This window comes from Flavobacterium galactosidilyticum (genome assembly GCF_020911945.1).
Lineage (GTDB): Bacteria > Bacteroidota > Bacteroidia > Flavobacteriales > Flavobacteriaceae > Flavobacterium > Flavobacterium galactosidilyticum.
On record NZ_CP087135.1, the window covers coordinates 1,961,152 to 1,982,005 of the forward strand.

14 protein-coding genes are annotated in these 20,854 nt (G+C 33.1%); 7 read left to right on the forward strand and 7 right to left on the reverse strand.

Going from position 1 to position 20,854, the window contains the following annotated elements; translation table 11 throughout:
• Positions 1-143: 143 nt before the first annotated feature.
• Together LNP27_RS08655 and LNP27_RS08660 are read left to right on the forward strand one after the other, a co-directional pair.
• Positions 144-1,346 carry an NAD(P)-dependent oxidoreductase gene (locus tag LNP27_RS08655; RefSeq protein WP_229941245.1) on the forward strand — a complete coding sequence of 401 codons (1,203 nt, stop codon included), beginning with the start codon at positions 144-146 and terminating at the stop codon, positions 1,344-1,346.
• A gap of 312 nt (positions 1,347-1,658) precedes the next feature.
• The gene (locus tag LNP27_RS08660; RefSeq protein WP_229941246.1) at positions 1,659-2,657 is read left to right on the forward strand and encodes an LLM class flavin-dependent oxidoreductase; all 999 of its coding nucleotides are present in this window, start codon (positions 1,659-1,661) and stop codon (positions 2,655-2,657) included.
• Positions 2,658-2,783: 126 nt separating this feature from the next.
• Here LNP27_RS08660 and LNP27_RS08665 read toward each other — a convergent pair whose 3' ends face one another.
• Positions 2,784-3,161 carry a DoxX family membrane protein gene (locus LNP27_RS08665; protein ID WP_229941247.1) on the reverse strand — a complete coding sequence of 126 codons (378 nt, stop codon included), beginning with the start codon at positions 3,159-3,161 and terminating at the stop codon, positions 2,784-2,786.
• 331 nt (positions 3,162-3,492) lie between these two features.
• Here LNP27_RS08665 and LNP27_RS08670 point away from each other — a divergent pair, with 331 nt between their 5' ends.
• The 3 genes from LNP27_RS08670 to LNP27_RS08680 all read left to right on the forward strand — a co-directional run bounded on the left by LNP27_RS08670 (position 3,493) and on the right by LNP27_RS08680 (position 8,361).
• Positions 3,493-4,782 (forward strand): anthranilate synthase component I family protein, encoded by a 1,290-nt coding sequence (locus LNP27_RS08670; RefSeq protein ID WP_229941248.1) that lies wholly within the window; start codon positions 3,493-3,495, stop codon positions 4,780-4,782.
• A gap of 232 nt (positions 4,783-5,014) precedes the next feature.
• Positions 5,015-6,325 carry a tRNA lysidine(34) synthetase TilS gene (gene tilS / locus LNP27_RS08675; RefSeq protein ID WP_229941249.1) on the forward strand — a complete coding sequence of 437 codons (1,311 nt, stop codon included), beginning with the start codon at positions 5,015-5,017 and terminating at the stop codon, positions 6,323-6,325.
• A complete protein-coding gene (locus LNP27_RS08680; RefSeq protein WP_229941250.1) occupies positions 6,325-8,361 on the forward strand; it encodes a protein-disulfide reductase DsbD family protein in 2,037 nt (678 codons plus the stop codon). The genes tilS and LNP27_RS08680 overlap by 1 nt, the downstream gene beginning before the upstream one ends.
• 116 nt (positions 8,362-8,477) lie before the next feature.
• Here LNP27_RS08680 and LNP27_RS08685 read toward each other — a convergent pair whose 3' ends face one another.
• Positions 8,478-9,551, reverse strand: a complete 1,074-nt coding sequence (locus LNP27_RS08685) for an alanine/ornithine racemase family PLP-dependent enzyme (protein ID WP_229941251.1) — start codon at positions 9,549-9,551, stop codon at positions 8,478-8,480.
• Between the two features lie 36 nt (positions 9,552-9,587).
• Entirely contained in the window at positions 9,588-10,022 is a 435-nt protein-coding gene (locus tag LNP27_RS08690) for a GNAT family N-acetyltransferase (RefSeq protein ID WP_229941252.1), read from the reverse strand.
• Between the two features lie 683 nt (positions 10,023-10,705).
• On the opposite strand from LNP27_RS08690, the gene LNP27_RS08695 reads away from it, so the two are divergent.
• Positions 10,706-12,553: a CocE/NonD family hydrolase gene (locus tag LNP27_RS08695; protein ID WP_229941253.1), complete on the forward strand. Its 1,848-nt coding sequence runs from the start codon at positions 10,706-10,708 to the stop codon at positions 12,551-12,553.
• Between the two features lie 76 nt (positions 12,554-12,629).
• On the opposite strand, the gene LNP27_RS08700 is transcribed toward LNP27_RS08695, so the two are convergent.
• The 4 genes from LNP27_RS08700 to LNP27_RS08715 form a co-directional block, all read right to left on the reverse strand.
• On the reverse strand, positions 12,630-13,946 hold the full coding sequence (locus tag LNP27_RS08700) for an ammonium transporter (RefSeq protein ID WP_229941254.1): 1,317 nt from the start codon (positions 13,944-13,946) through the stop codon (positions 12,630-12,632).
• 314 nt (positions 13,947-14,260) lie between these two features.
• The gene (locus tag LNP27_RS08705) at positions 14,261-14,638 is read right to left on the reverse strand and encodes a PH domain-containing protein (protein WP_229941255.1); all 378 of its coding nucleotides are present in this window, start codon (positions 14,636-14,638) and stop codon (positions 14,261-14,263) included.
• Between the two features lie 9 nt (positions 14,639-14,647).
• Complete coding sequence (locus tag LNP27_RS08710) at positions 14,648-15,955, reverse strand: amidohydrolase family protein (protein ID WP_428978997.1); 1,308 nt, start codon at positions 15,953-15,955, stop codon at positions 14,648-14,650.
• 65 nt (positions 15,956-16,020) lie between these two features.
• Positions 16,021-19,011, reverse strand: a complete 2,991-nt coding sequence (locus LNP27_RS08715) for an amidohydrolase family protein (RefSeq protein WP_229941257.1) — start codon at positions 19,009-19,011, stop codon at positions 16,021-16,023.
• Positions 19,012-19,276: 265 nt separating this feature from the next.
• Here LNP27_RS08715 and LNP27_RS08720 point away from each other — a divergent pair, with 265 nt between their 5' ends.
• Positions 19,277-20,812, forward strand: a complete 1,536-nt coding sequence (locus LNP27_RS08720; protein ID WP_229941258.1) for a YifB family Mg chelatase-like AAA ATPase — start codon at positions 19,277-19,279, stop codon at positions 20,810-20,812.
• Positions 20,813-20,854 lie beyond the last annotated feature (42 nt).

The following is a 20,854-nucleotide window of genomic DNA, read 5'->3' on the forward strand; positions in this document are numbered from 1 at the left end:
AATAGTTCGTAAGTCGGTGGTTAGTAATTTGATAGTTATTAATTTTATGTAGAAAATAAATTCAATTTAGTTTTAATTGTTATATTTGTAACAAATGAATACTGTAAAGTTATATTAAATTAATTTTAAAGCGTGTATTACCTATGAAATTTGGAATTTTAAAAGAACGGAAAAATCCGCCTGATAGAAGAGTTGTTTTTTCTCCTAACGAATTATCAAGATTGAAGCAAGAATATCAAAATGTCTTTATAAAAGTAGAGCATTCTGATATTAGGATTTTCGACGATGCTCAATATAAGAATCTTGGAATAGAAGTAACTGATGATCTTAGTGATTGTGATGTATTAATTGGCGTAAAAGAAGTTCCTGTTGAAAATTTAATTCCTAATAAATCTTATTTCTTTTTTTCGCATACAATCAAGAAGCAACCTTATAATAGAAAGCTGTTGCAGGCAGTGTTAAATAAAAATATCGATTTGTATGATTATGAAACTATTGTTGATTCAGAAAACCGCAGATTAATTGGTTTCGGCAGATATGCTGGAATTGTAGGGGCATATAATGGTATTCGAGCTTTTGGGATTAAGTTTGAATTGTTCAAGTTACCAAAAGCGGAAACACTTTCAGGCAAAGAATCACTAATTAGTCATTTGAAAAGAGTGATCTTACCACCTTTAAAATTTGTAATTACTGGAACTGGCAAAGTGGGAAATGGTGCTAAAGAAATTCTAGATGCTATCAAAATCAAGGAAGTTTCGGTAGAAAATTATTTGACAAAAAATTATACTCAGGCTGTTTATACTCAAATTGATGTTTTAGAATACAACAAGCGTAAAGATGGTCAAGTTTTAGATTTTACTGATTTTTATCAAAATCCAACAGATTATGTTTCTGATTTTGAAAAATTCACCAAAGTTTCTGATATTTATATCACAGGACATTTTTATGGGAATGATGCTCCAGTAATTCTTACAAGAGAAATGCTAAAAGCAAATGATTGTAAAATAAAAGTAGTCGCTGATGTTTCTTGCGATATTGACGGTCCTATTGCTTGTACATTACGTTCATCAACAATAGCAGAGCCTATTTATGGCTATTTACCAGATGAGAATAAAGAAGTAGATGTTTTTCATCCGGCTGCAATAGTGGTCATGGCAGTAGATAATTTGCCTTGCGAATTACCTAAAGATGCCAGCGAAGGATTTGGAGAAATGTTTTTAGGACAGGTTTTTCCAGCATTTTTTAATGGTGATAAAGACGGTATTCTAAATAGAGCTAAAATTACAGAAAACGGAAAATTGACACCAAGATTTAGTTATCTGCAAGATTACGTAGATGGCAAATAATCCACTTCTATAATAAATCATGAAACCTGCACTTTATAAATGCAGGTTTTTTATGCTGATTTTTGAATAATTTAAACTAGTATCAACTTCGATTCCCAGTCTTTTTTTTAGCATTAAGGAAATTAAGTTTCATTAAGGTTAACTAACTTAATTTTCTTAATGGTTTAAACATATTCAGTGGCTGACTGAAAATAAGTCTTTTATAAAAACATAGAGCTAATTTTGAATTGTAAACATTACAATTCTCTTAACACTGCATAATTTTTGAGCTGAAGCTAAAAGCTTAATTTTACAGCAAATTTGAAATTTATAATGAAAAAGAATATTCCAATTTCCATATTAGAGTTAGCCATAATCACAGAAGATAGTAATGCAAAAGAAACGTTTGAAAAAACTAAAGCACTAGCGCAATTTGCGGACGAACTTGGTTATAAGAGATTTTGGTTGGCAGAACATCACAATATGGCTCATGTTGCCAGTACGGCAACCGTTATACTTATTGGTTACATTGCTAGTCAAACTAAAAACATACGAGTTGGTTCTGGTGGAATAATGTTACCTAATCACGCTCCTTTAATTATCGCAGAACAATTTGGAACCCTTGAAACGCTATATCCTAATCGTATTGATTTAGGTTTAGGTAGAGCGCCAGGAACTGACGGAATGACCGCACAAGCCATTCGGAAAGATTTTTATGAGCAATCACAACGGTTTCCTCAAAATGTAGCAGAACTTCAGAAATATTTCTCTAAAGATAATGCTGCTGAAAATGTAAGAGCGTTTCCTGCCGAAGGCACTAATGTTCCTATTTGGATTCTAGGCTCTAGTTTAGATAGTGCCGCTTTGGCAGCAGCCAATGGATTGCCGTATGCATTCGCAGGGCATTTTGCACCTAAATTAATGTATCAGGCGTTTCAATATTATCGGGATCATTTTCAACCTTCACAATATTTAGACCAGCCAAAAACAATGGCTTGCGTAAATGCAATTGTTGCTGATACTGATAACGAAGCAGAAATCTTAGCTACTAGCTTGACGCAAATGTTTCTTAATTTGATTAGGAATGATAGAAAGCCTTTGCAGCCTCCTGTTGAATCTATGGATGGTGTAATGTCTGAACAAGAACATTTTCACGTGAACCAAATGACAGCTTGTTCCTTCGTAGGAAGTAAAAATAAAGTAGAGGCTAAGTTAAAACAATTTATTGAATACACTAAAATTGATGAAGTGATGATTACTAGCCCAATTTTTAATCAAGAGGATAAAATGAAAAGTGTCCGACTTATGAAAGAAGTCATCGACAATATATAAGGACAATATAATAGCGTTTGCCTCTGTTTAAATGGTGTTGAAAAAAAAATCAGCCAAAAAATAGTATATAATTTGGCTGATTTTTTTAATTATAAGTAGGCGTATTACCTTTTATCAAATCTTTGATTACTTTGCTACAAACAAACCTTTATAATTTCCCCAGTGACTAATAATTAAAAAGATATTGCCAAAAAAAACAAAAAGCGCAATAGGCAGGTTTTCTGGTGTCAAGAAGAAATTAATTAACAAAATGTTCAGTGTAACAGGCAAAATGACAATATTAGCAAGGGTTACAAATCGTCCGGTGATAAATGACAGTCCACATAGAAATTCTAGTGATTTCGCAAGAGGTATTAAATAAGTAGATGCCATTAATCCTACATTAAAGGCTTTGAAATTTCCAGTAGTTTCAGGCTCAGGAGCGAGATGCAGAAAAAAACTAACTGAAGTATAGAGAAAAAGAATTCCAAGTAAGGACCGAATTATTAGGATTGCAATTTTCATAATATATGTTTTTTAAGTGGTTACATATTTAAAAATTATCTTTTAGTAATTGCACGTTCAACTACATTTCAACTTTCCATCGGGGGCTTTCTTTTGAAGCTAATTCATTGTTTTAGTACAAAATCTTAACTAATATAATTGATGATCCAGATTCGTAAATACTAGATTCTATCTTTAAAATTTGATAAAACATCAAAAGGACTGTTAGTTAAGAAAAAAATAGATTGAATATTCACTATCAAATTTACAAAAAATTAAGCCAGTTTTAGCAAAATCAATTATTGAAGGTTTGTTTTTTATTGTAATTTTGAATTTTAAACACAATTACTTTTTGAGAACTTCAATTTACAAGTCGATTTCTGATCCAAAACTGTTCAAACAGCAGCTTTTATCCTGGTCAAGACAGTTTCGGGAAATTATTTATTTGGATAGCAATGACTATCCGCAAGACTATTCTAATTATGATTGTCTTGTTGCAGTAGATGCTTTTACTTCAGTTAAAACTGATTACCATAATGCTTTTGAAGATTTAAAACAATACCAGCAAACAACTAAAGATTGGCTTTTTGGTTATTTAGCTTATGACTTAAAAAATAATACAGAATCCTTAGTTTCTAAAAATTTCGATGGACTTGATTTTCCTGATTTGTTTTTCTTTCAGCCTAAGAAATTATTTTTATTGAAAGGGCACGAACTCGAAATTCAGTATCTGAACTTTTGTGATGATGAGGTAGAGCAAGATTTTGAAGAAATCACAGATAGTAAAACTTCAAAAGTTGTAATAGAAGAAAAAGTAACAATTCAACAACGAATTTCAAAGGAAAGTTATCTGGAAAAAGTTTCAAAAGTCATGGAGCATATTCATCGCGGAGATATCTATGAAGCTAATTTTTGTATGGAATTCTTTGCCGAGAATGCAACTATAAATCCTTTTGAGAAATTTAGTACGCTGAACGCAATATCCCAACCGCCATTTGCCGTTTTTTTTAAGAGTAATAAACATTTTTTACTTTCGGCTACACCAGAACGTTATTTAAGAAAAGAGGGCGATACTATAATTTCGCAACCTATTAAAGGGACTTCAAAACGTTTTTCAGATCCAATTGTTGATGAGAAATCGAAAAATGATTTGGCTTTAGACCCAAAAGAACGTTCTGAAAATATTATGATTGCAGATCTTGTTCGGAATGACTTATCAAAAACTGCTCAAAAAGGAACCGTTGAAGTAAAAGAATTGTGTGGTATTTATTCTTTTTTGCAAGTGCATCAAATGATTACTACGATTACTTCCAAGTTAGATGCGCAATATGCGACTGTTGATGTAATCAAAACTACTTTTCCTATGGGAAGTATGACTGGTGCGCCAAAGATTGAAGCCATGAAAATCATAGAAGAATTAGAAGAAACAAAACGTGGTTTGTACAGTGGGGCAGTAGGTTATTTTACACCTAATGGCGATTTCGATTTCAATGTGGTCATACGCAGTATTTTGTACAATCAAGAAAAAAAATACGTTTCTTTTTCAGTAGGAAGTGCCATTACTTCGCAATCTATTCCTGAAAAAGAATATGAGGAATGTCTGCTTAAAGCAAAAGCAATGCGAGAAGTTTTGGTAAGTTAAACGCATTAATGTGCAAAATTAGATGCAAATTACACTAATTAACACAAATCTTTCTGAAAATAGAAATACAATAGCTTTTTATTTTCAGAATTATAGAAAGTAAAAATCATATTTAGTATTAGGTAATATTAAAACGTAACTAAATTTAATTTTCTTAATGGTTTTTATGAAAATTATGTATTGAACTTGCCTCATTTGTCATGGTTTAAATTAAAATCAATTAAATTTGAAAATGCTACAAAAATTCCAAAATCATCTGCTTAACAATTTTCAGTTTTTAAAGGGTAAAAAACTACTTCTAGCCACAAGCGGTGGGATAGACAGCATGGTTATGCTGCATTTATTCCAGCAGTTAGACTTTGAGATCGCCATCGCTCACTGTAATTTTCAATTGCGTGGAGTAGAAAGTTTTGAAGATCAAAAGTTTATTCAGGATTACGCTGATGCAAATGCTGTTCCGGTATACATCACCCAATTTGACACCAAAGCTTTTGCGGAGGATTACAAACTTTCAACGCAAGTTGCTGCTCGAGAATTGAGATACAACTGGTTTTATGAATTATTGGAAACGGAAAAATATGATTATATTTTAACGGCGCATCACGCCGATGATAATTTAGAAACCTTTTTGATTAATCTGTCACGTGGAACTGGATTGGACGGATTAACTGGAATTCCGGAACAAAACGAAAATGTAGTGCGGCCACTTTTGGCATTTAGCCAACAAGAAATTGAAGATTATGCTAAATTAAATCATATAAAATGGCAGGAAGATAGTAGTAATGCTTCGGATAAATACGTTCGAAATAAAATTCGCCATCATCTTGTCCCAATGTTGAAGGAATTGAATCCTAATTTTCTTTCGTCCTTTCATAAAACGCAAAATTACTTGCAAGAAGCGCAAAATATGGTTGATGATGCTGCTATTATGGTGTACCAACAAGTAGCAGTTCAAGAGGGTGAAAACATCAGTTTTGATTTGAAAAAACTAAAGAAGTTACCTAATTATAAATCGTATTTATACCAATGGTTGAATGAATTTGGATTTACAGCATGGGATGATATTTATGATTTAGTTGTAAGTCAATCCGGTAAATTTGTTTTTTCAGCAGATTATCGATTATTGAAAGATCGAGAAAGTTTAATCTTGAGTCCTTCGGATTTTTCAACTGAAAAACGGGAGTATTTTATAGACGCTAATCAGACAGTAGTTAATGTTCCCTTAAATATTTCCTTTTCGCCAGTAGCTGATATGGCTATCGTTTCAAATAAAACTATATTTGTCGATTCAGATAAATTGCAATTTCCATTGGTTTTACGTCATTGGGAAGAAGGAGATCAATTTCAACCTTTCGGTATGGATGGAAAATCTAAAAAGATAAGTAAGTTTTTTAAGGATGAAAAATTATCATTGTTAGAAAAAGAAAATACTTGGCTTTTATGTTCTAATGATATCATTGTTTGGGTAGTAGGTCTTCGTCAAGATGAGCGATTTAAAATTGAAAATACAACTAAGAATATTCTTAAAATACAATTAGACTAATGAAGAAATTATTATTTATACTTATCGCTTTTTTGGCTTTTGCCAACGGAAATGCTCAAATTTTAGATCCAGCTAAATGGACTACTAAAATTGAAAAAAAATCAGAAACGAATTATGTTTTAGTATTTGATGCGGTTATCGAAAACGATTGGCATTTGTATTCACAAACTACTCCTGATGGCGGACCACTTCCACTAGAAATTACTTTCAAAAATCAAAAAGGAAATTTTAATTTAGTTGGTAAAGCGATAGAAAGCAAAACGAGAACTGCTTTTAATGACGTGTTTGAAGTCAATGAAACTTTCTTTGAAAAGAAAGGTCAAGTCCGACAAGAAATTTCGATAACAAATCCGAAATTAACTGAAATTAAAGTTGATTTTAATTATCAGGTTTGTAAGGAGGTTTGTATAAATATAGAAAAAAATTTCACTTTCAAAGTTCCAGCTTTAACAATTACAGCTGCTGAAACGGTTGCTCCAACTGATGTTGCAGCTGCAAAAGTAGATTCCCTAGAAACAGATACTGTAGCTGTTTCAACTGAAGTTAGTCCTCAATCAGTTGATCCAAAAACAGTTGCTCCACTTGACAATAAACAAGCAGAGAAAAAAGGATTATGGTCTATCTTTTTTATTGCTTTTCTATCTGGATTTGCAGCATTGCTAACGCCATGTGTATTCCCGATGATTCCTATGACAGTTAGTTTTTTTACAAAACAAAGCAAAACAAAAGCCAAAGGAATTCGTAATGCTATTATTTACGGAATTTCGATAATAGCAATATACCTTATTTTAGGACTTGTTGTGACTGGTATTTTTGGGGCCGATGCGTTGAATGCGTTATCTACTAATGTTTGGTTTAATATTATTTTCTTTATCATATTAGTAACTTTCGCAGCGTCGTTTTTAGGAGCTTTCGAAATTATGTTACCTAATTCTTGGGCAAATAAAGTAGATAGTCAGGCTGATAGAGGAGGAATGATTGGTATTCTATTCATGGCCTTAGCTTTAGCTATTGTATCTTTTTCTTGTACGGGACCTATCGTAGGAACGCTTTTAGTTGAAGCTGCTTCTAAAGGAGGAATTGCACCTATTGTTGGTATGTTTGGATTTTCTTTAGCTTTAGCACTTCCATTTATGTTGTTTGCAATGTTCCCAGGTTGGTTGAATTCATTACCAAAATCAGGTGGTTGGTTAAATACTGTGAAAGTAGTTTTAGGATTTTTAGAATTAGCTTTGGCATTCAAATTTTTGTCGAATGCGGATCTAGTTTTACAACTGCATTTCTTAGAAAGAGAAATTTTTCTAGCCATTTGGATTGCAATTTTCGGAACATTAGCATTTTATTTATTTGGGAAAATTACACTTCCTCATGATAGTCCACTGACTCATATTTCAGTGGGTAGATTGTCATTTGGATTAGTCGTTTTATCTTTTACCATATATTTAATTCCGGGTCTTTGGGGAGCACCACTAAAATTAATTTCTGGTTTTCCACCACCAATGACTTATAGCGAAAGCCCGTACGGTGTTTCTGGCTACAAAGGAGGTTCAAATGCAGTAGCACAAGTTTTACCAGATGGAGCTCATTTAGGTCCTCATGATTTGATTGCTTTTGACGATTATGAAAAAGGTGTAGCGTATGCTAAATCTATAAATAAGCCTATTTTACTTGATTTTACAGGTTATGCTTGTGTAAATTGTAGAAAAATGGAAGACTACGTTTGGTCAGAAGCTACTATTCTTAAAATCTTGCAAAACGAAATTGTTTTGATTTCTCTTTATGTAGATGATAAAAAAGAATTACCTAAAAATGAACAATATGTATCTAAAGAAACGGGTAAAGAAATTACAAGTATTGGAAATAAATGGAGTGATTTCCAAATCACAAAATTTAAAGCAAATGCACAACCATATTACATTATTTTAGATACTGATGGCAATATGCTGTCAGACAAGCCAGAAAGTTATAATTCAAATATTGAATCATATAAAGGATGGCTGAGAGAAGGAATTGATCGTTATAAAAAGGCCGAATAAGTAGAACGATTAGATATCACTTATAAAAGAATTGCACTAAAATCCACTTATTTATTTGTGGTGTTTAGTGCAATTTTTCTTTTTATCGAATACTGTATTAAGAGTTACAAATTTCTTTATTCAATTATTTTTTCAATATAATCAGAGCTTAGAAGATATAAAGCGCCCATGTATCTTATTTTGAAAGCCACAAGATCACCAATTTTGTAATTCTTTTTAGAATCGGATATATCAATTACTAGCATGTCTGAACTGGCGTCAACAATTGTAATATCAACATCATCGGATTCTATATATTGAGGTTGCATATCTAATAAACCAATATCTAAAATTGCTCTTAATGAAGTAAGTCCTAAATCCTCTACATCATTCATAGAAAAGGAATTTCCTGCCACATTTTCGCCTAATTCACCTGTTGGTGTATTGGGTTTTTCTGTAATTTCTATTATCTCTGCAAATAATTTGAAAACATCATTGTGCATTCCTTCAATAGTGTGTCCAGTAAATAGATCTTTTCCAAAAAAGAGTGCTTCTCCTATTCGAAAATGATTTACAGCCAATGGATTTGCATTTTTAAGTATTAGCGGAATGGCTACGGAAGTTCCACCAGAGACGAATGGAATACTAATGTTAAACTTAGATTCAATTAATTGTTTGTATAAACTCAATTGAATTAGTTTATCCTGAGTTGGCATTACACCACTAAGGCAATTTAAATTAGTTCCAATTCCTGAAATTTCTATGTTTGGCATCTGTAATATTGTACCATAAAAAGCAATTAATTCTTCGCCCATGACGCCTTCACGAAGATCACCCATTTCAATCATTATGATGATTTTATGAACTTTATTTTGTTTAACAGCTTCGTCAGAAAGTAGTTGTATGGTGTAAACTTCAGTGTTGAAACTAATGTCTGCATAACGTACAATGCTTTCGATACTTCTTTTTGCGGGTGGTTTGATATAAACCGTTTGAATATCAGGATCGAGCGCTTTTATCTTTTTTAAGTTGCTTACTCTGGAGTCATGAATTTCACGAACTCCTAACGCGATAATTTCTTTTAAATAGATTTTATTACCACATAAAAGTTTTGAGACAACGCCCCATTCAATATTTCTTGATTTAAAGATATGATCTAAAAAAGTATAATTCTCCTCAAGCTTTTTTCGATATAATTTTATAAATGCCATTAGTTGCTGATTAAAAAAAGTTATTAAATGAGATTTTTATTTGATCAATCTCATTTCCAGATATTTATTGGTAAAGCCTAAACTTTCATATAATTTTTTAGCTGGATTATCAGGTTCTACATGTAATGCAATGTTCCCTTCTGCAATTGATATGGCTTTTTGCATTAGTTGTTTTCCATAGCCTTTTCCACGCATGCTGTTATCTACCGCGATATAGACTAGAATGTTTTCAGGAATAAAATCTTTCATTCCCGTGTTGTTTAAGATTACAACTCCTACTACTTTTTGTTCATCAATTCCCACAATTATATTTCCTCCTTTGTTAGGATTCATTACATAGTCCATACATTTTGTAATATCTTCAATAGTATCACCATATTGCTCTAAATGGGTATAAAGAAATTGAGCTATAATTTTGTTAGTATAAAGTGTATCTTCTCCAGTAGTGCTGTTAATTTGTTTGAATTCCATTTTTATGTGATTTATTTTTAAAATATAAGTAACATTTAAACGATGACTTTCAGTAATTGAATGTCAAGTGATATTACTTATTTTTGATTATTTATTAGCCTATATATGGAATTTTTCCAAAGGCAAAAGGTGCGGTAAAACGCAAAAATTATAAGATTTTTTTTTAGGAATTATTCCGAAATAAGAAATCTTAGTTTTGAATTAAAAATTTCGTAAAAGGAACGTAATTTAATTGCAAAACATAATTAGGTGTTTTACAAAGATAGGCTAATTATCTGCTTTTTGGTCTATTAGCATGTTTTGTTACTCTTTTTTTGTGCCATTGAGATTATTTTTTAGGGCTGCTATGTTTTGAAGTAACTATGTATTGTGTTGTTGTTGAATGGTTTATGTTTCGTTTCTGGTTTTTAAATTTTAAAATAAAGTCGCTGATTAAAAAAGGCAATAAAAAAAGATAATTTTCTTTAAAAGGAATATATGAGTGTCTTTTTAATTATAATTTGCCACTAAAGTTTTATTCGAGAGTAAGTTTTTTTTGTATTAAAATAATGACTTTTAGGAGCTGTTCTATTTTTGTTTTTGCTTTGAAATGTAATTTTTCGATTTCAAAAAAACAAAAACAATTCTCAGTATATTCGAACAGTTTTTTTATCTTTAAAAACTATTTTAACTCAAAAAACTTTATGAAAAAACTACTAAGTATTCTTCTACTATTTGTAGGAGTTATCCTTTTTGCACAAGAAAAAGCTGCTAATTACGTAGCTGAAAATTATACTAAAAAAGAAGTTCATATTAAGATGCGTGATGGTGCAGAATTATTTACTGCCATTTATACACCTAAAGATATTTCTAAAAAATATCCAATTATAATGCAAAGAACGCCTTATAATTCAGGTCCTTATGGTGAAGGACAATTAAAAAGAAGTATCTCTCCAAGTGAAACCATGATGGAAGAAGGTTATATTGTGGTATATCAAGATGTTCGAGGTCGGTTCATGAGTGATGGTTTGTACGACAATATGCGTGCTTTTGTTCCAAATAAAAAAGGAAAGAATGCTACTGATGAAGCTTCAGATTCTTATGATACTATCGATTGGTTGGTGAAAAACGTTGCGAATAATAATGGTAATGTGGGAACTTGGGGAATTTCTTATCCTGGATTTTATGCCACTTATTCTCTATTGAGTAACCATCCGGCTTTGAAAGCAGTTTCTCCACAAGCGAGTATTGCTGATTTCTTTTTTGATGATTTTCACCACAATGGCGCTTATTTATTAAGTTATTGGAAATTAACACCATTATTTGGTCCTCAAAAAGCAGAACGTACTACAAAAGATTGGTATAAATTTCCAACGATTGGTACAAATGATGATTATCAATTTTTCCTAGATGCGGGGCCATTGTCTAATTTAGATAAATATTTTACAAAAGACAATGAATTTTGGCAACAGCTAAAAGATCATTCAAGTTATGATGATTTCTGGCAAAAACGTGGCATTTTACAACATTTGAAAAATATAAAACCAGCTGTAATGACTGTAGGAGGCTGGTTTGATGCTGAAGATCTATACGGACCATTGAACACTTATTCAACAATTGAAAAAAGTAGCAAAAACTATAATACACTTGTTATGGGGCCATGGAGTCACGGTGATTGGGCTCGAAATTCGGCTAAGCAAGTAATTGGTAATATTAATTTTGGAGATAGTATTTCTGGATTTTATCAGAAGAATATTGAGGCTAATTTCTTTCGTCACTTTTTGAAAAATAATGGAAAGGGAGAAAATAAACTACCAGAAGCCTATGTTTTTGATTCGGGTTCTAAAGAATGGAAAACCTACGATGCTTGGCCTCCAAAAAATGCTGTGAAGCAAGATTTCTTTTTGCAAGAAAATCAATTGACTATAATGGCAAAGAAAAACATCGCTTTTGAAGAGTTTGTAAGTGATCCTAAGAAACCAGTTCCTTATTCAGAAGATATTAAGCAACAAGGCTTGACACCAAGAAAATACATGACAGATGATCAGCGTTTTGCGGCGAGACGTCCAGATGTAATCGTTTTTGAAACTGATGTTTTACAAGACGATACTACTTTAGCAGGTGAGATTTTAGCTAAACTGCAAGTGTCTACTACTGGAACTGATGCCGATTGGATTGTAAAAGTGATTGATGTTTTTCCAAATGATGAACCAGAGACTAAAGAAGTTGCTCCGTATTTAAAGATGAGTAATTACCATATGATGGTAAGGAGTGAAGTAATGAGAGGTCGTTTTAGAAATAGTTTCTCAAAACCAGAGCCATTTGTAGCTAATGAGAAAACTGCAGTAAATATCAAATTGCAAGATGTTTTTCATACTTTCAAAAAAGGACATAAAATCCAAATTCAAGTGCAGAGCACCTGGTTTCCTTTGATCGATTTGAATCCGCAAACATTTGTCGATAATATTTTCTACGCTAAGTCAGAAGATTTCCAGAAACAAACACACAGAATTTACAATGATTCGAAAATTGAGTTTACAATTTTAAAATAATAGTTAGGTTCATTTTAAGTTGAAAAAAGCGTTCTAAATTGAAATTTAGAACGCTTTTTTTGTTTTAATAATTGAATTATAAAAATTCACCATGTTGAGAAATATCTAAACCTAAAACTTCTTTCTCTTCACTAACTCGAAGTGGAGTTATTTTGTTGACTATGAAAAAAAGGAAATAGGAAGCAGAAAAAGCAAATATTGAAACAATAATTAAGGCAGTTAACTGAGTTAAAAATAATGTTGCATCACCAAAAATAAGTCCTTGATTTTCTCCAACCGCTGGATTTACGGTGTTTGAAGCAAAAACACCTGTTAACAACATACCAACCATTCCGCCTATGCCGTGGCATGCAAAAACATCTAAAGCATCATCAATTTTGCTTTTATGAAAACATCTAACCATAATGTTACTCACAATACTGGCAAAAACGCCAATAAACATTGCGTGTGGAATGCTTACAAAACCAGCAGAAGGTGTTATTGCAACTAATCCTACTACGACTCCAATACAAGCTCCCATAGCAGATAATTTATGCCCGAGAATTTTATCAAGAAATACCCATGCCATTCCAGCGGCTGCGGCTGCAATAGTTGTAGTGCCAAGTGCTTGTACTGCAATTCCGTTAGCGCCCAATGCAGAACCTGAGTTAAAGCCAAACCAGCCAAACCACAATAAACCAGTACCTAGTAATACATAAGTGATTCGTGCTGGATTGGGTTTTTCTGCTTTTCTTTTGCCTAAAAAAATTGCTCCAGCTAATGCAGCCCAGCCCGCACTCATATGAACTACCGTTCCTCCAGCAAAATCTAGTACTCCCATTTTAAAAAAGATTCCTTCTGGATGCCAAGTCATGTGTGCTAGTGGTGTGTATATGAAAAGTATAAAAAGAACCATAAATAGTAAGTAGGCCCAAAATCGAATTCTTTCAGCAAAAGCTCCTGTAATTAGGGCAGGGGTAATAATTGCAAATTTAGCCTGAAATAAAGCAAACAACATAAAAGGAATTGTAGGAGCAAAAGGCCAAGCCGTATTTGTATCAACACCTCTAAAAAATAGATTAGGCATGGGGTTGCCTATTATTCCACCTATTGATGGGCCAAAACACAGTCCGAAAGCAATAATAATCCATAACACTGTAACAATTATCATAGCCATATAACTCTGTAACATGGTGCTTATCACATTTTTCTTTCCTACCATTCCTCCATAAAAGAAGCCTAAACCTGGTGTCATGATAAGTACAAATGCTGTTGCCACTATCATCCACGCGGTATCGCCGGTGTCAAATTTGATAATTTCATCTGGAGCAGGGCTTTCAATAAAGAAATAATTTGAAAAAAGGCTTAATACTAGAATGGTAATTAACAGTACACTTAAAATAACTTTTCGCATCGTTTTTAGAGTTTAATTTTTTATAAAAATATAAAAATCACAAATACACCCTATAAAAAAAGTGTGTTTGATGGTTAATTTTGCAAATTATTGTTAATTACCCCTTATTTTTTATAGGTGCATCCGTAATTCAAGTTAAATTTTATCAATTTGTAAAATGTGTTGACTATAAATTCATTTGAAAGCGAGCAATTATTTCTGGAAATAACTGAATTTAATACTGCTTTAAGTCTGGAATAAAATAGTATTTTAAAAAAAAATGCACCAATTGAATGGTTCAATTGGTGCAATGATTAGAATATTGTAGAAAAGTCTTATTTCAAAGTGTGTTGACTTAAAATTTTATACACTTCATTAATATTGTTTCCGCCTTTGCCAAATTGTTTGACAATTGGAGCATTATCATGGTTCAGCCAAATCTTTAGTTCGGCATCCATATCTAGTATTCCGGCACTTTCTTTTGAGAATTTCTTTATACTCGAATACGGAATTGTCATGTACTCTACTTTAGTTCCTACCAATTGTTTTTCGGCAAGAATTAGCCTTTTATTAGTGAAAATGAACATATCTCTAATTAGCTTATAAGCCTTTTCAATTGTTTCCCCATCGATTAAAAGAGGCTCAAATTCTTTAGCAACATTTTCAATTGTAACTTCAGAGGCGTTGCCTAATATGGCATTAAATAGTCCCATTTTATTGTTTTATTTTTGATTGTATTTTGTTTTATATCTATCGTTCAGCTTTGTTTGATGTGTTTCTAAACTAATCATTCTGCCTTGAATAAAGGCGTTAGTTAATTTATTTGTTCTCATGTCTAGCGCATCCCCTTCGGAAATAAATAGTGTGGCATCTTTTCCTTGCTCTAAGGTACCACATTGCGCATCAATTCCTAGTAATTTAGCCGTATTTGATGTGATTAATTTCAAAGCTTCTTCTTTATCAAGACCGTAAGCGGCACATGTTCCAGCTAAGAAAGGTAAGTTTCTAGTATTCATTCTTTCGTGCGCACCGCTATTTTCTAAACCTACTATAACGCCTTTATCAGTCAATAATTTAGCAGATTTATATGGTAAATCAATATCGTCATCGTCATTTTCTGGCATTTCATGTACACGTCTAAGCATCACACCTATATTATTTTTTTGCAATAGCTCACCAACTTTATAGGCTTCATAGCCACCTACAATTACCATTTTTTTAATGCCGTTTTCTTTTGCAAATTGTACTGCATCTGTGATTTGCTTTTCCTCATTGGCATTGATAAATAGAGTTTGACTTCCGTCGAATAAACCTTTAGTAGATTCTAAGATTAAATTTCTTTCTTTCGAAGCAGCTCCTAAATATGCTTTTGCATCGGATAGAAAAGAAGTTAATTCAGCAATTTGTTTAGTATAATCCTTATTTGCTTCAATTCCTCCTGGTTCAAACCATGAACCACTTCTTTTAAAAGTAGAAGGGAAGTTTAAGTGAATGCCATCATTTTCTTTTATTAAAGCATCTTTCCAATTCCATGCATCAAGCTGAACAATTGATGAGGTACCTGAAATTCTGCCTTCACGAGGTGTAATTTGCGCCATCAAAATACCGTTTGGTCGCACTGTTTCTATTACTTTTGAATCCGCTGTATAGGCAATGATACTTCTGACATGTGGTTTCATTTGGCCTATTTCTCCTTCATCATCGGATGATTTTACGGCATCAATTTCGACTAAACCTAATGTGGAATTAGGGGCTATAAATCCAGGGTAAACGTGTTTGCCACTTGCGTCAATTGTAATGTCGTAAGCATCTTTAGGTAAACGAATTAAAGTTGCATCAGCTACTAAATTAATTTTTCCGTTTACAAATCCTATAGCGCTATTTTCAATTACTTTTCCATTTCCTAAATGGGCAGTAGCGTTGATAATCAATACTGATTTTGATTGAGCGCTGGCTGGTGTTTGTTGGGCTTTAATTAGTGTTGATATACTAAACACCAATAGTAAAAGATATATTTTTTTATTCATCATATTTGTTTTTTTACAATTGCTTCATTGTTTTTTTAAAGGGCTAATTCTGAAATTTAGTTCAGTATTTACTCTTCCATCGTATCACAATGATATTCTACTTTTTGTGTTTTTTTAGGTTGCTGAGTAATCATGCCTTTGTTCTTTTCTTGCAATAATTGACCTATTAATTCATTTCGTTCTTTTGCAATAGCGACTCTGTTTTCCTCATCCTTCTTGATGTCGTAATATACAACGCCTTCGATCATAGTTTTTTCAGCTTTTGCATAAATTGATAACGGATTAGTATTCCACAATACTACATCGGCATCTTTACCTACTTTTATACTTCCTACTTTATTATCAATATGCAATAATTTAGCTGGATTTAGCGTGACAAATTTCCATGCTTCTTCTTCAGATATATTACCGTATTTTACCGCTTTGGCTGCTTCTTGGTTCAATCTTCTTGACATTTCAGCATCATCAGAGTTGTATGCAACTACAAGTCCAGCATTGTGCATTATTGGACCATTAAAAGGAATTGCATCGTTTACTTCAAACTTATAAGCCCACCAGTCTGAGAAAGTAGAAGCTCCTACGCCATGCTCTTTCATTTTATCAGCTACTTTATACCCTTCTAGAATGTGGGTAAAAGTGTTTACTCTAAAGTTGAATTTTTCCGCTACATTCATCAACATCAAAATCTCCGATTGTACATAGGAGTGACATGAAATAAAGCGCTCACTATTTATAATTTCGGCTATTGTCTGTAATTCTAAATCAACTCTTGGCGCTTTATCTTTTCCTTTTTTACCACCTGAATTGTATTTTTTCCAAGCTAAGTCATATTCTTTTGCACGTTGGAAATAATCTGTAAAAACTTGTTCGACTCCCATTCTGGTTTGCGGAAAACGAGTTGGATTTGTAATTCCCCAATTCGCTTGTTTTACATTTTCACCTAAAGCAAATTTGATAAATCCAGGTTGGTCTTTATAAAGCATTTCTTCTGCAGAAGCACCCCATTTCCATTTTACAATGGCAGAACGACCACCAATAGGGTTTGCTGAACCATGCAATAACTGCGAAGTAGTAACTCCACCAGCTAGATCGCGGTATATGTTAATGTCTTCAGAGTTAACTACATCTTGAATAGTCACTTCTGCACTTGAATTGTGTCCGCCTTCATTTACTCCATTCGAAATAGCGATATGAGAATGCTCATCAATGATTCCACTTGTTAAATGTTTTCCTTTAGCATCGACAACAGTTGCTGACGCGTCCGATATGTTTTTCCCGATAGAAGCAATTTTTCCGTTTTTAACTAATACATCAGTTTCTTCCAGAATTCCTTCTTTTTCATTGGTCCAAACCGTCGCATTCTTGAAAAGTATCGTTTCTGTTTCAGGTTTCTTTAAATTACCATAAGCAACATTCGGGAATGTGATTGGCATAATTCTATTGTTCTTTTCTGCTTTAGTTGAGTCAATAGCTTTTACAAAAGGAGACGTTTTAATAGCTGACCATTTCACTTCAGTACCATTAAATAAAACAGCTTTGCCAGAAAGATCTTGTGTGCTTTCAATGTATCCTATAAGTCTTGCAAAATTGGTTTTGGTCGTGTCATCCGGTTTTATAACTGTAGAAAGCCAATTGTTCGATAACGTAAGTTTCGATTTTATTTTTTTAGAATCAGCAGAGGTAATTTCAGATTTTGGTGCAGCAACTTCGCCGTCAATTTTCCATTTGAATTTTTCATTATCAATAGTCAAATTATAATTACCACGAATATCTTTAGTGGTCATATCATTTATCACGAATTTATTTCCTTGAACCCAGTTTTCGTATAGCGTCGTTTTTTCGTCGAAAATTTCTCCTGAAGTAATTACAAAATTGGCTAAACTTCCTGTTTTCAAGCTTCCTATTTCACTGCTTTTGCCTAAAATAGAAGCAGGAATAGTGGTCAATGCTTCTAGTGCTTTAGTTTTATCAAAACCGTATTTTATAGCTTTTAAAAGATTTGGTCTAAAATCTTCTGCTTTCTTCAGTTTGTCAGTGGTTAACGCAAATACAATTCCATTATCTGATAGCACTTTTAGGTTACTAGGTGCTTGGTTCCAGAAACGCAAGTCTTTTAACTCCATTTGGTCAGCTAGATTTGGATCTGCAACATCATAAGCAGCTGGAAAATCGATTGGAATAATAAATTTAGAATTCGTTTTCTTAATTTCTTGAATTCGTTCAAATTCATTACCACTTCCTTTTAACACAAAATTCAGCCCAAACTCTTTTGCTATTTTAGCAGCTCGTAAGCTGTTCAATTTGTCTTCAGAAGTAAATACTTGAACTAGTTTTTCATTATTAGACATTGCTTCCAGCGTTAAGTCTTTGTTAGTAGCATTTCCTTTTTTGTACCAGTCTAAGTCATAGTACATTTGGCGCAATAATGCCATCATTCCCATCAAAGAACTTGGGTAGGCTTGATTTGTTGTTACACTTTTAGTAAAAGCAAAATGATTTGAAATTTTGTCTGATAGTAGTTGATTGCTTTTGTCAAAGTTGTTCAATGCGATTAAACTACCAGTCCCACGAGCGATACCATCTTGCATATGTGTTCCAACTACGCCAAAACCTGCTTTCAGTAATTCATCGGCTTTGGTATGGTCATAATTAAAATTTTCATAACCATTTACTTCAGAGCGGATACTTTCGTTCCAGTAATAGCCAATTCTTTTTGTGTCGTATAACGGGTTTCTTTCGGTGTTTCTTTTAGGTTTTTCGATGCCAAAACTGGTGTACATATCAATAAACGATGGATAAATTGATTTTCCATCCAAATTAATTGTTGTACAATTTTTAGGAATTTCAACTTTAGTTCCTGTAGCAATAACTTTCCCGTTTTGAATGAGCAGCGTACCTTTTTCTATAATTTGCGTTGGAGTGACGTAAATTTTTGCATTGGTGAAAGCAGTGAAATTCATAGTTTTGTTTGGAACACCTTCATTGTTAGGGAAATATTCCTGAGCGTAGATTTTTGGCAGTAAAAAACTGAAAATTAGTAGGAGTACGGTTTTTTTCATAATAGCGTTTTGTAATTAATTTCTAAAAGTATTAAAATGTTGATTTATTACCAATTAATTTTAGGATTTAGTGCTAAATTTTATTTAACAATGAGTATAGTGTAATTATTATCTGCATTTCTATACGTATTTTACGAAATTGCAGATAGAATCAAGTTTTGGCTTTTGTCAAAATATCCCTTCTTTTTCTCCAATTTTTAAATATTGAATGATAAGTACTAATAATTAGAAATGTTTCTCTAATTTTAGAATTAAATAACATAGTATGCTAGTTAAAGTTTTTGGAAGTGCTGTTTTTGGGGTGGAAGCCACCACAATAACTGTCGAGGTAAATATTGATAAAGGTATTGGTTATCATTTAGTTGGTTTGCCTGATAACGCTATCAAAGAGAGTAGCTATCGTATTGCAGCCGCGCTAAAAAATAACGGCTACGCTATGCCAGGAAAAAAGATTACTATCAATATGGCTCCTGCTGATTTACGCAAAGAAGGCTCGGCTTATGATCTGACATTAACAATAGGCATACTGGTAGCGTCTGGACAAATAAAAGCGGAGGAGGTTGATAAATACATTATTATGGGAGAGCTTTCCCTAGATGGAAGTTTACAACCCATTAGAGGCGCTTTACCTATTGCCATAAAAGCAAAAGAGGAGGGTTTTAAAGGTTTTTTTCTTCCAAAGCAAAATGTAAAAGAAGCAGCTATTGTAGCAGGACTTGATGTTTATGGTGTTGAAAATGTTCAAGAAGTGATTGATTTTCTTGAAGGGAAAGGCAACTTAGAGCCAATAACGATTGATACGCGTGCTGAATTTTATAAAACATTAGATTTTCCAGAATTTGATTTTTCCGATGTAAAAGGGCAAGAAAGTATAAAACGTTGTATGGAAATCGCCGCGGCTGGTGGTCATAACATTATATTGATTGGTCCACCTGGAGCAGGAAAAACGATGCTTGCCAAGCGTTTGCCAAGTATTTTGCCTCCTATGACCTTACGGGAAGCACTAGAAACTACTAAAATTCACAGCGTCGCTGGAAAACTTAAGGAAGTAGGATTGATGAATCAAAGGCCGTTTAGAAGTCCACATCATACCATTTCGAATGTCGCACTTGTCGGGGGAGGAAGTTATCCGCAACCGGGTGAAATTTCTATGGCTCACAATGGGGTTTTATTTTTAGATGAATTACCAGAATTTAAACGCGATGTTTTGGAGGTAATGCGTCAACCCTTAGAAGATCGTGAAGTAACAATTTCGAGAGCTAAATTTACCGTTACTTATCCGTCGTCATTTATGCTGGTGGCGAGTATGAATCCGAGTCCGAGTGGCTTTTTTAATGATCCTGATTCGCCACAAACCTCTTCGCCGCACGAAATGCAGCGCTATTTAAGTAAAATTTCAGGGCCTTTATTGGATAGAATTGACATTCACATTGAAGTAACTCCAGTTCCTTTCGAGAAATTATCCGATGACCAAAAAGCAGAAAGCAGTGTTGACATTCGTAAAAGAGTGACAGCGGCTCGAGAAATTCAAACGGCACGTTTTGAACAAATGGAGCACATTCATTATAATGCGCAAATGAATACCAAACACATTCGGGAATATTGTGCACTTGATGAGGTTTCTAAACAATTGCTAAAAACAGCGATGGAACGATTGAATCTTTCTGCTAGAGCGTATGATCGAATTCTAAAAGTAGCCAGAACGATCGCTGATCTTGATGGAGCGCCAACAGTTATTTCTAGCCATATTGCAGAAGCTATTCAATATCGTAGTTTAGATAGAGATGGTTGGTTGGGTTAGTTCATGAGAAACGATATTTTCTATAAATATTTAAAACCTTGT

Excerpts from the sequence above, each read along its gene's own strand:
- LNP27_RS08655 (WP_229941245.1), top strand. The coding sequence starts at position 144 with ATGAAATTTGGAATTTTAAAAGAACGGAAAAATCCGCCTGATAGAAGA.
- LNP27_RS08660 (WP_229941246.1), top strand. The coding sequence starts at position 1,659 with ATGAAAAAGAATATTCCAATTTCCATATTAGAGTTAGCCATAATCACA.
- LNP27_RS08665 (WP_229941247.1), bottom strand. The coding sequence starts at position 3,161 with ATGAAAATTGCAATCCTAATAATTCGGTCCTTACTTGGAATTCTTTTT.
- tilS (WP_229941249.1), top strand. The coding sequence starts at position 5,015 with ATGCTACAAAAATTCCAAAATCATCTGCTTAACAATTTTCAGTTTTTA.
- LNP27_RS08680 (WP_229941250.1), top strand. The coding sequence starts at position 6,325 with ATGAAGAAATTATTATTTATACTTATCGCTTTTTTGGCTTTTGCCAAC.
- LNP27_RS08685 (WP_229941251.1), bottom strand. The coding sequence starts at position 9,551 with ATGGCATTTATAAAATTATATCGAAAAAAGCTTGAGGAGAATTATACT.
- LNP27_RS08690 (WP_229941252.1), bottom strand. The coding sequence starts at position 10,022 with ATGGAATTCAAACAAATTAACAGCACTACTGGAGAAGATACACTTTAT.
- LNP27_RS08695 (WP_229941253.1), top strand. The coding sequence starts at position 10,706 with ATGAAAAAACTACTAAGTATTCTTCTACTATTTGTAGGAGTTATCCTT.
- LNP27_RS08700 (WP_229941254.1), bottom strand. The coding sequence starts at position 13,946 with ATGCGAAAAGTTATTTTAAGTGTACTGTTAATTACCATTCTAGTATTA.
- LNP27_RS08705 (WP_229941255.1), bottom strand. The coding sequence starts at position 14,638 with ATGGGACTATTTAATGCCATATTAGGCAACGCCTCTGAAGTTACAATT.
- LNP27_RS08710 (WP_428978997.1), bottom strand. The coding sequence starts at position 15,955 with ATGATGAATAAAAAAATATATCTTTTACTATTGGTGTTTAGTATATCA.
- LNP27_RS08715 (WP_229941257.1), bottom strand. The coding sequence starts at position 19,011 with ATGAAAAAAACCGTACTCCTACTAATTTTCAGTTTTTTACTGCCAAAA.
- LNP27_RS08720 (WP_229941258.1), top strand. The coding sequence starts at position 19,277 with ATGCTAGTTAAAGTTTTTGGAAGTGCTGTTTTTGGGGTGGAAGCCACC.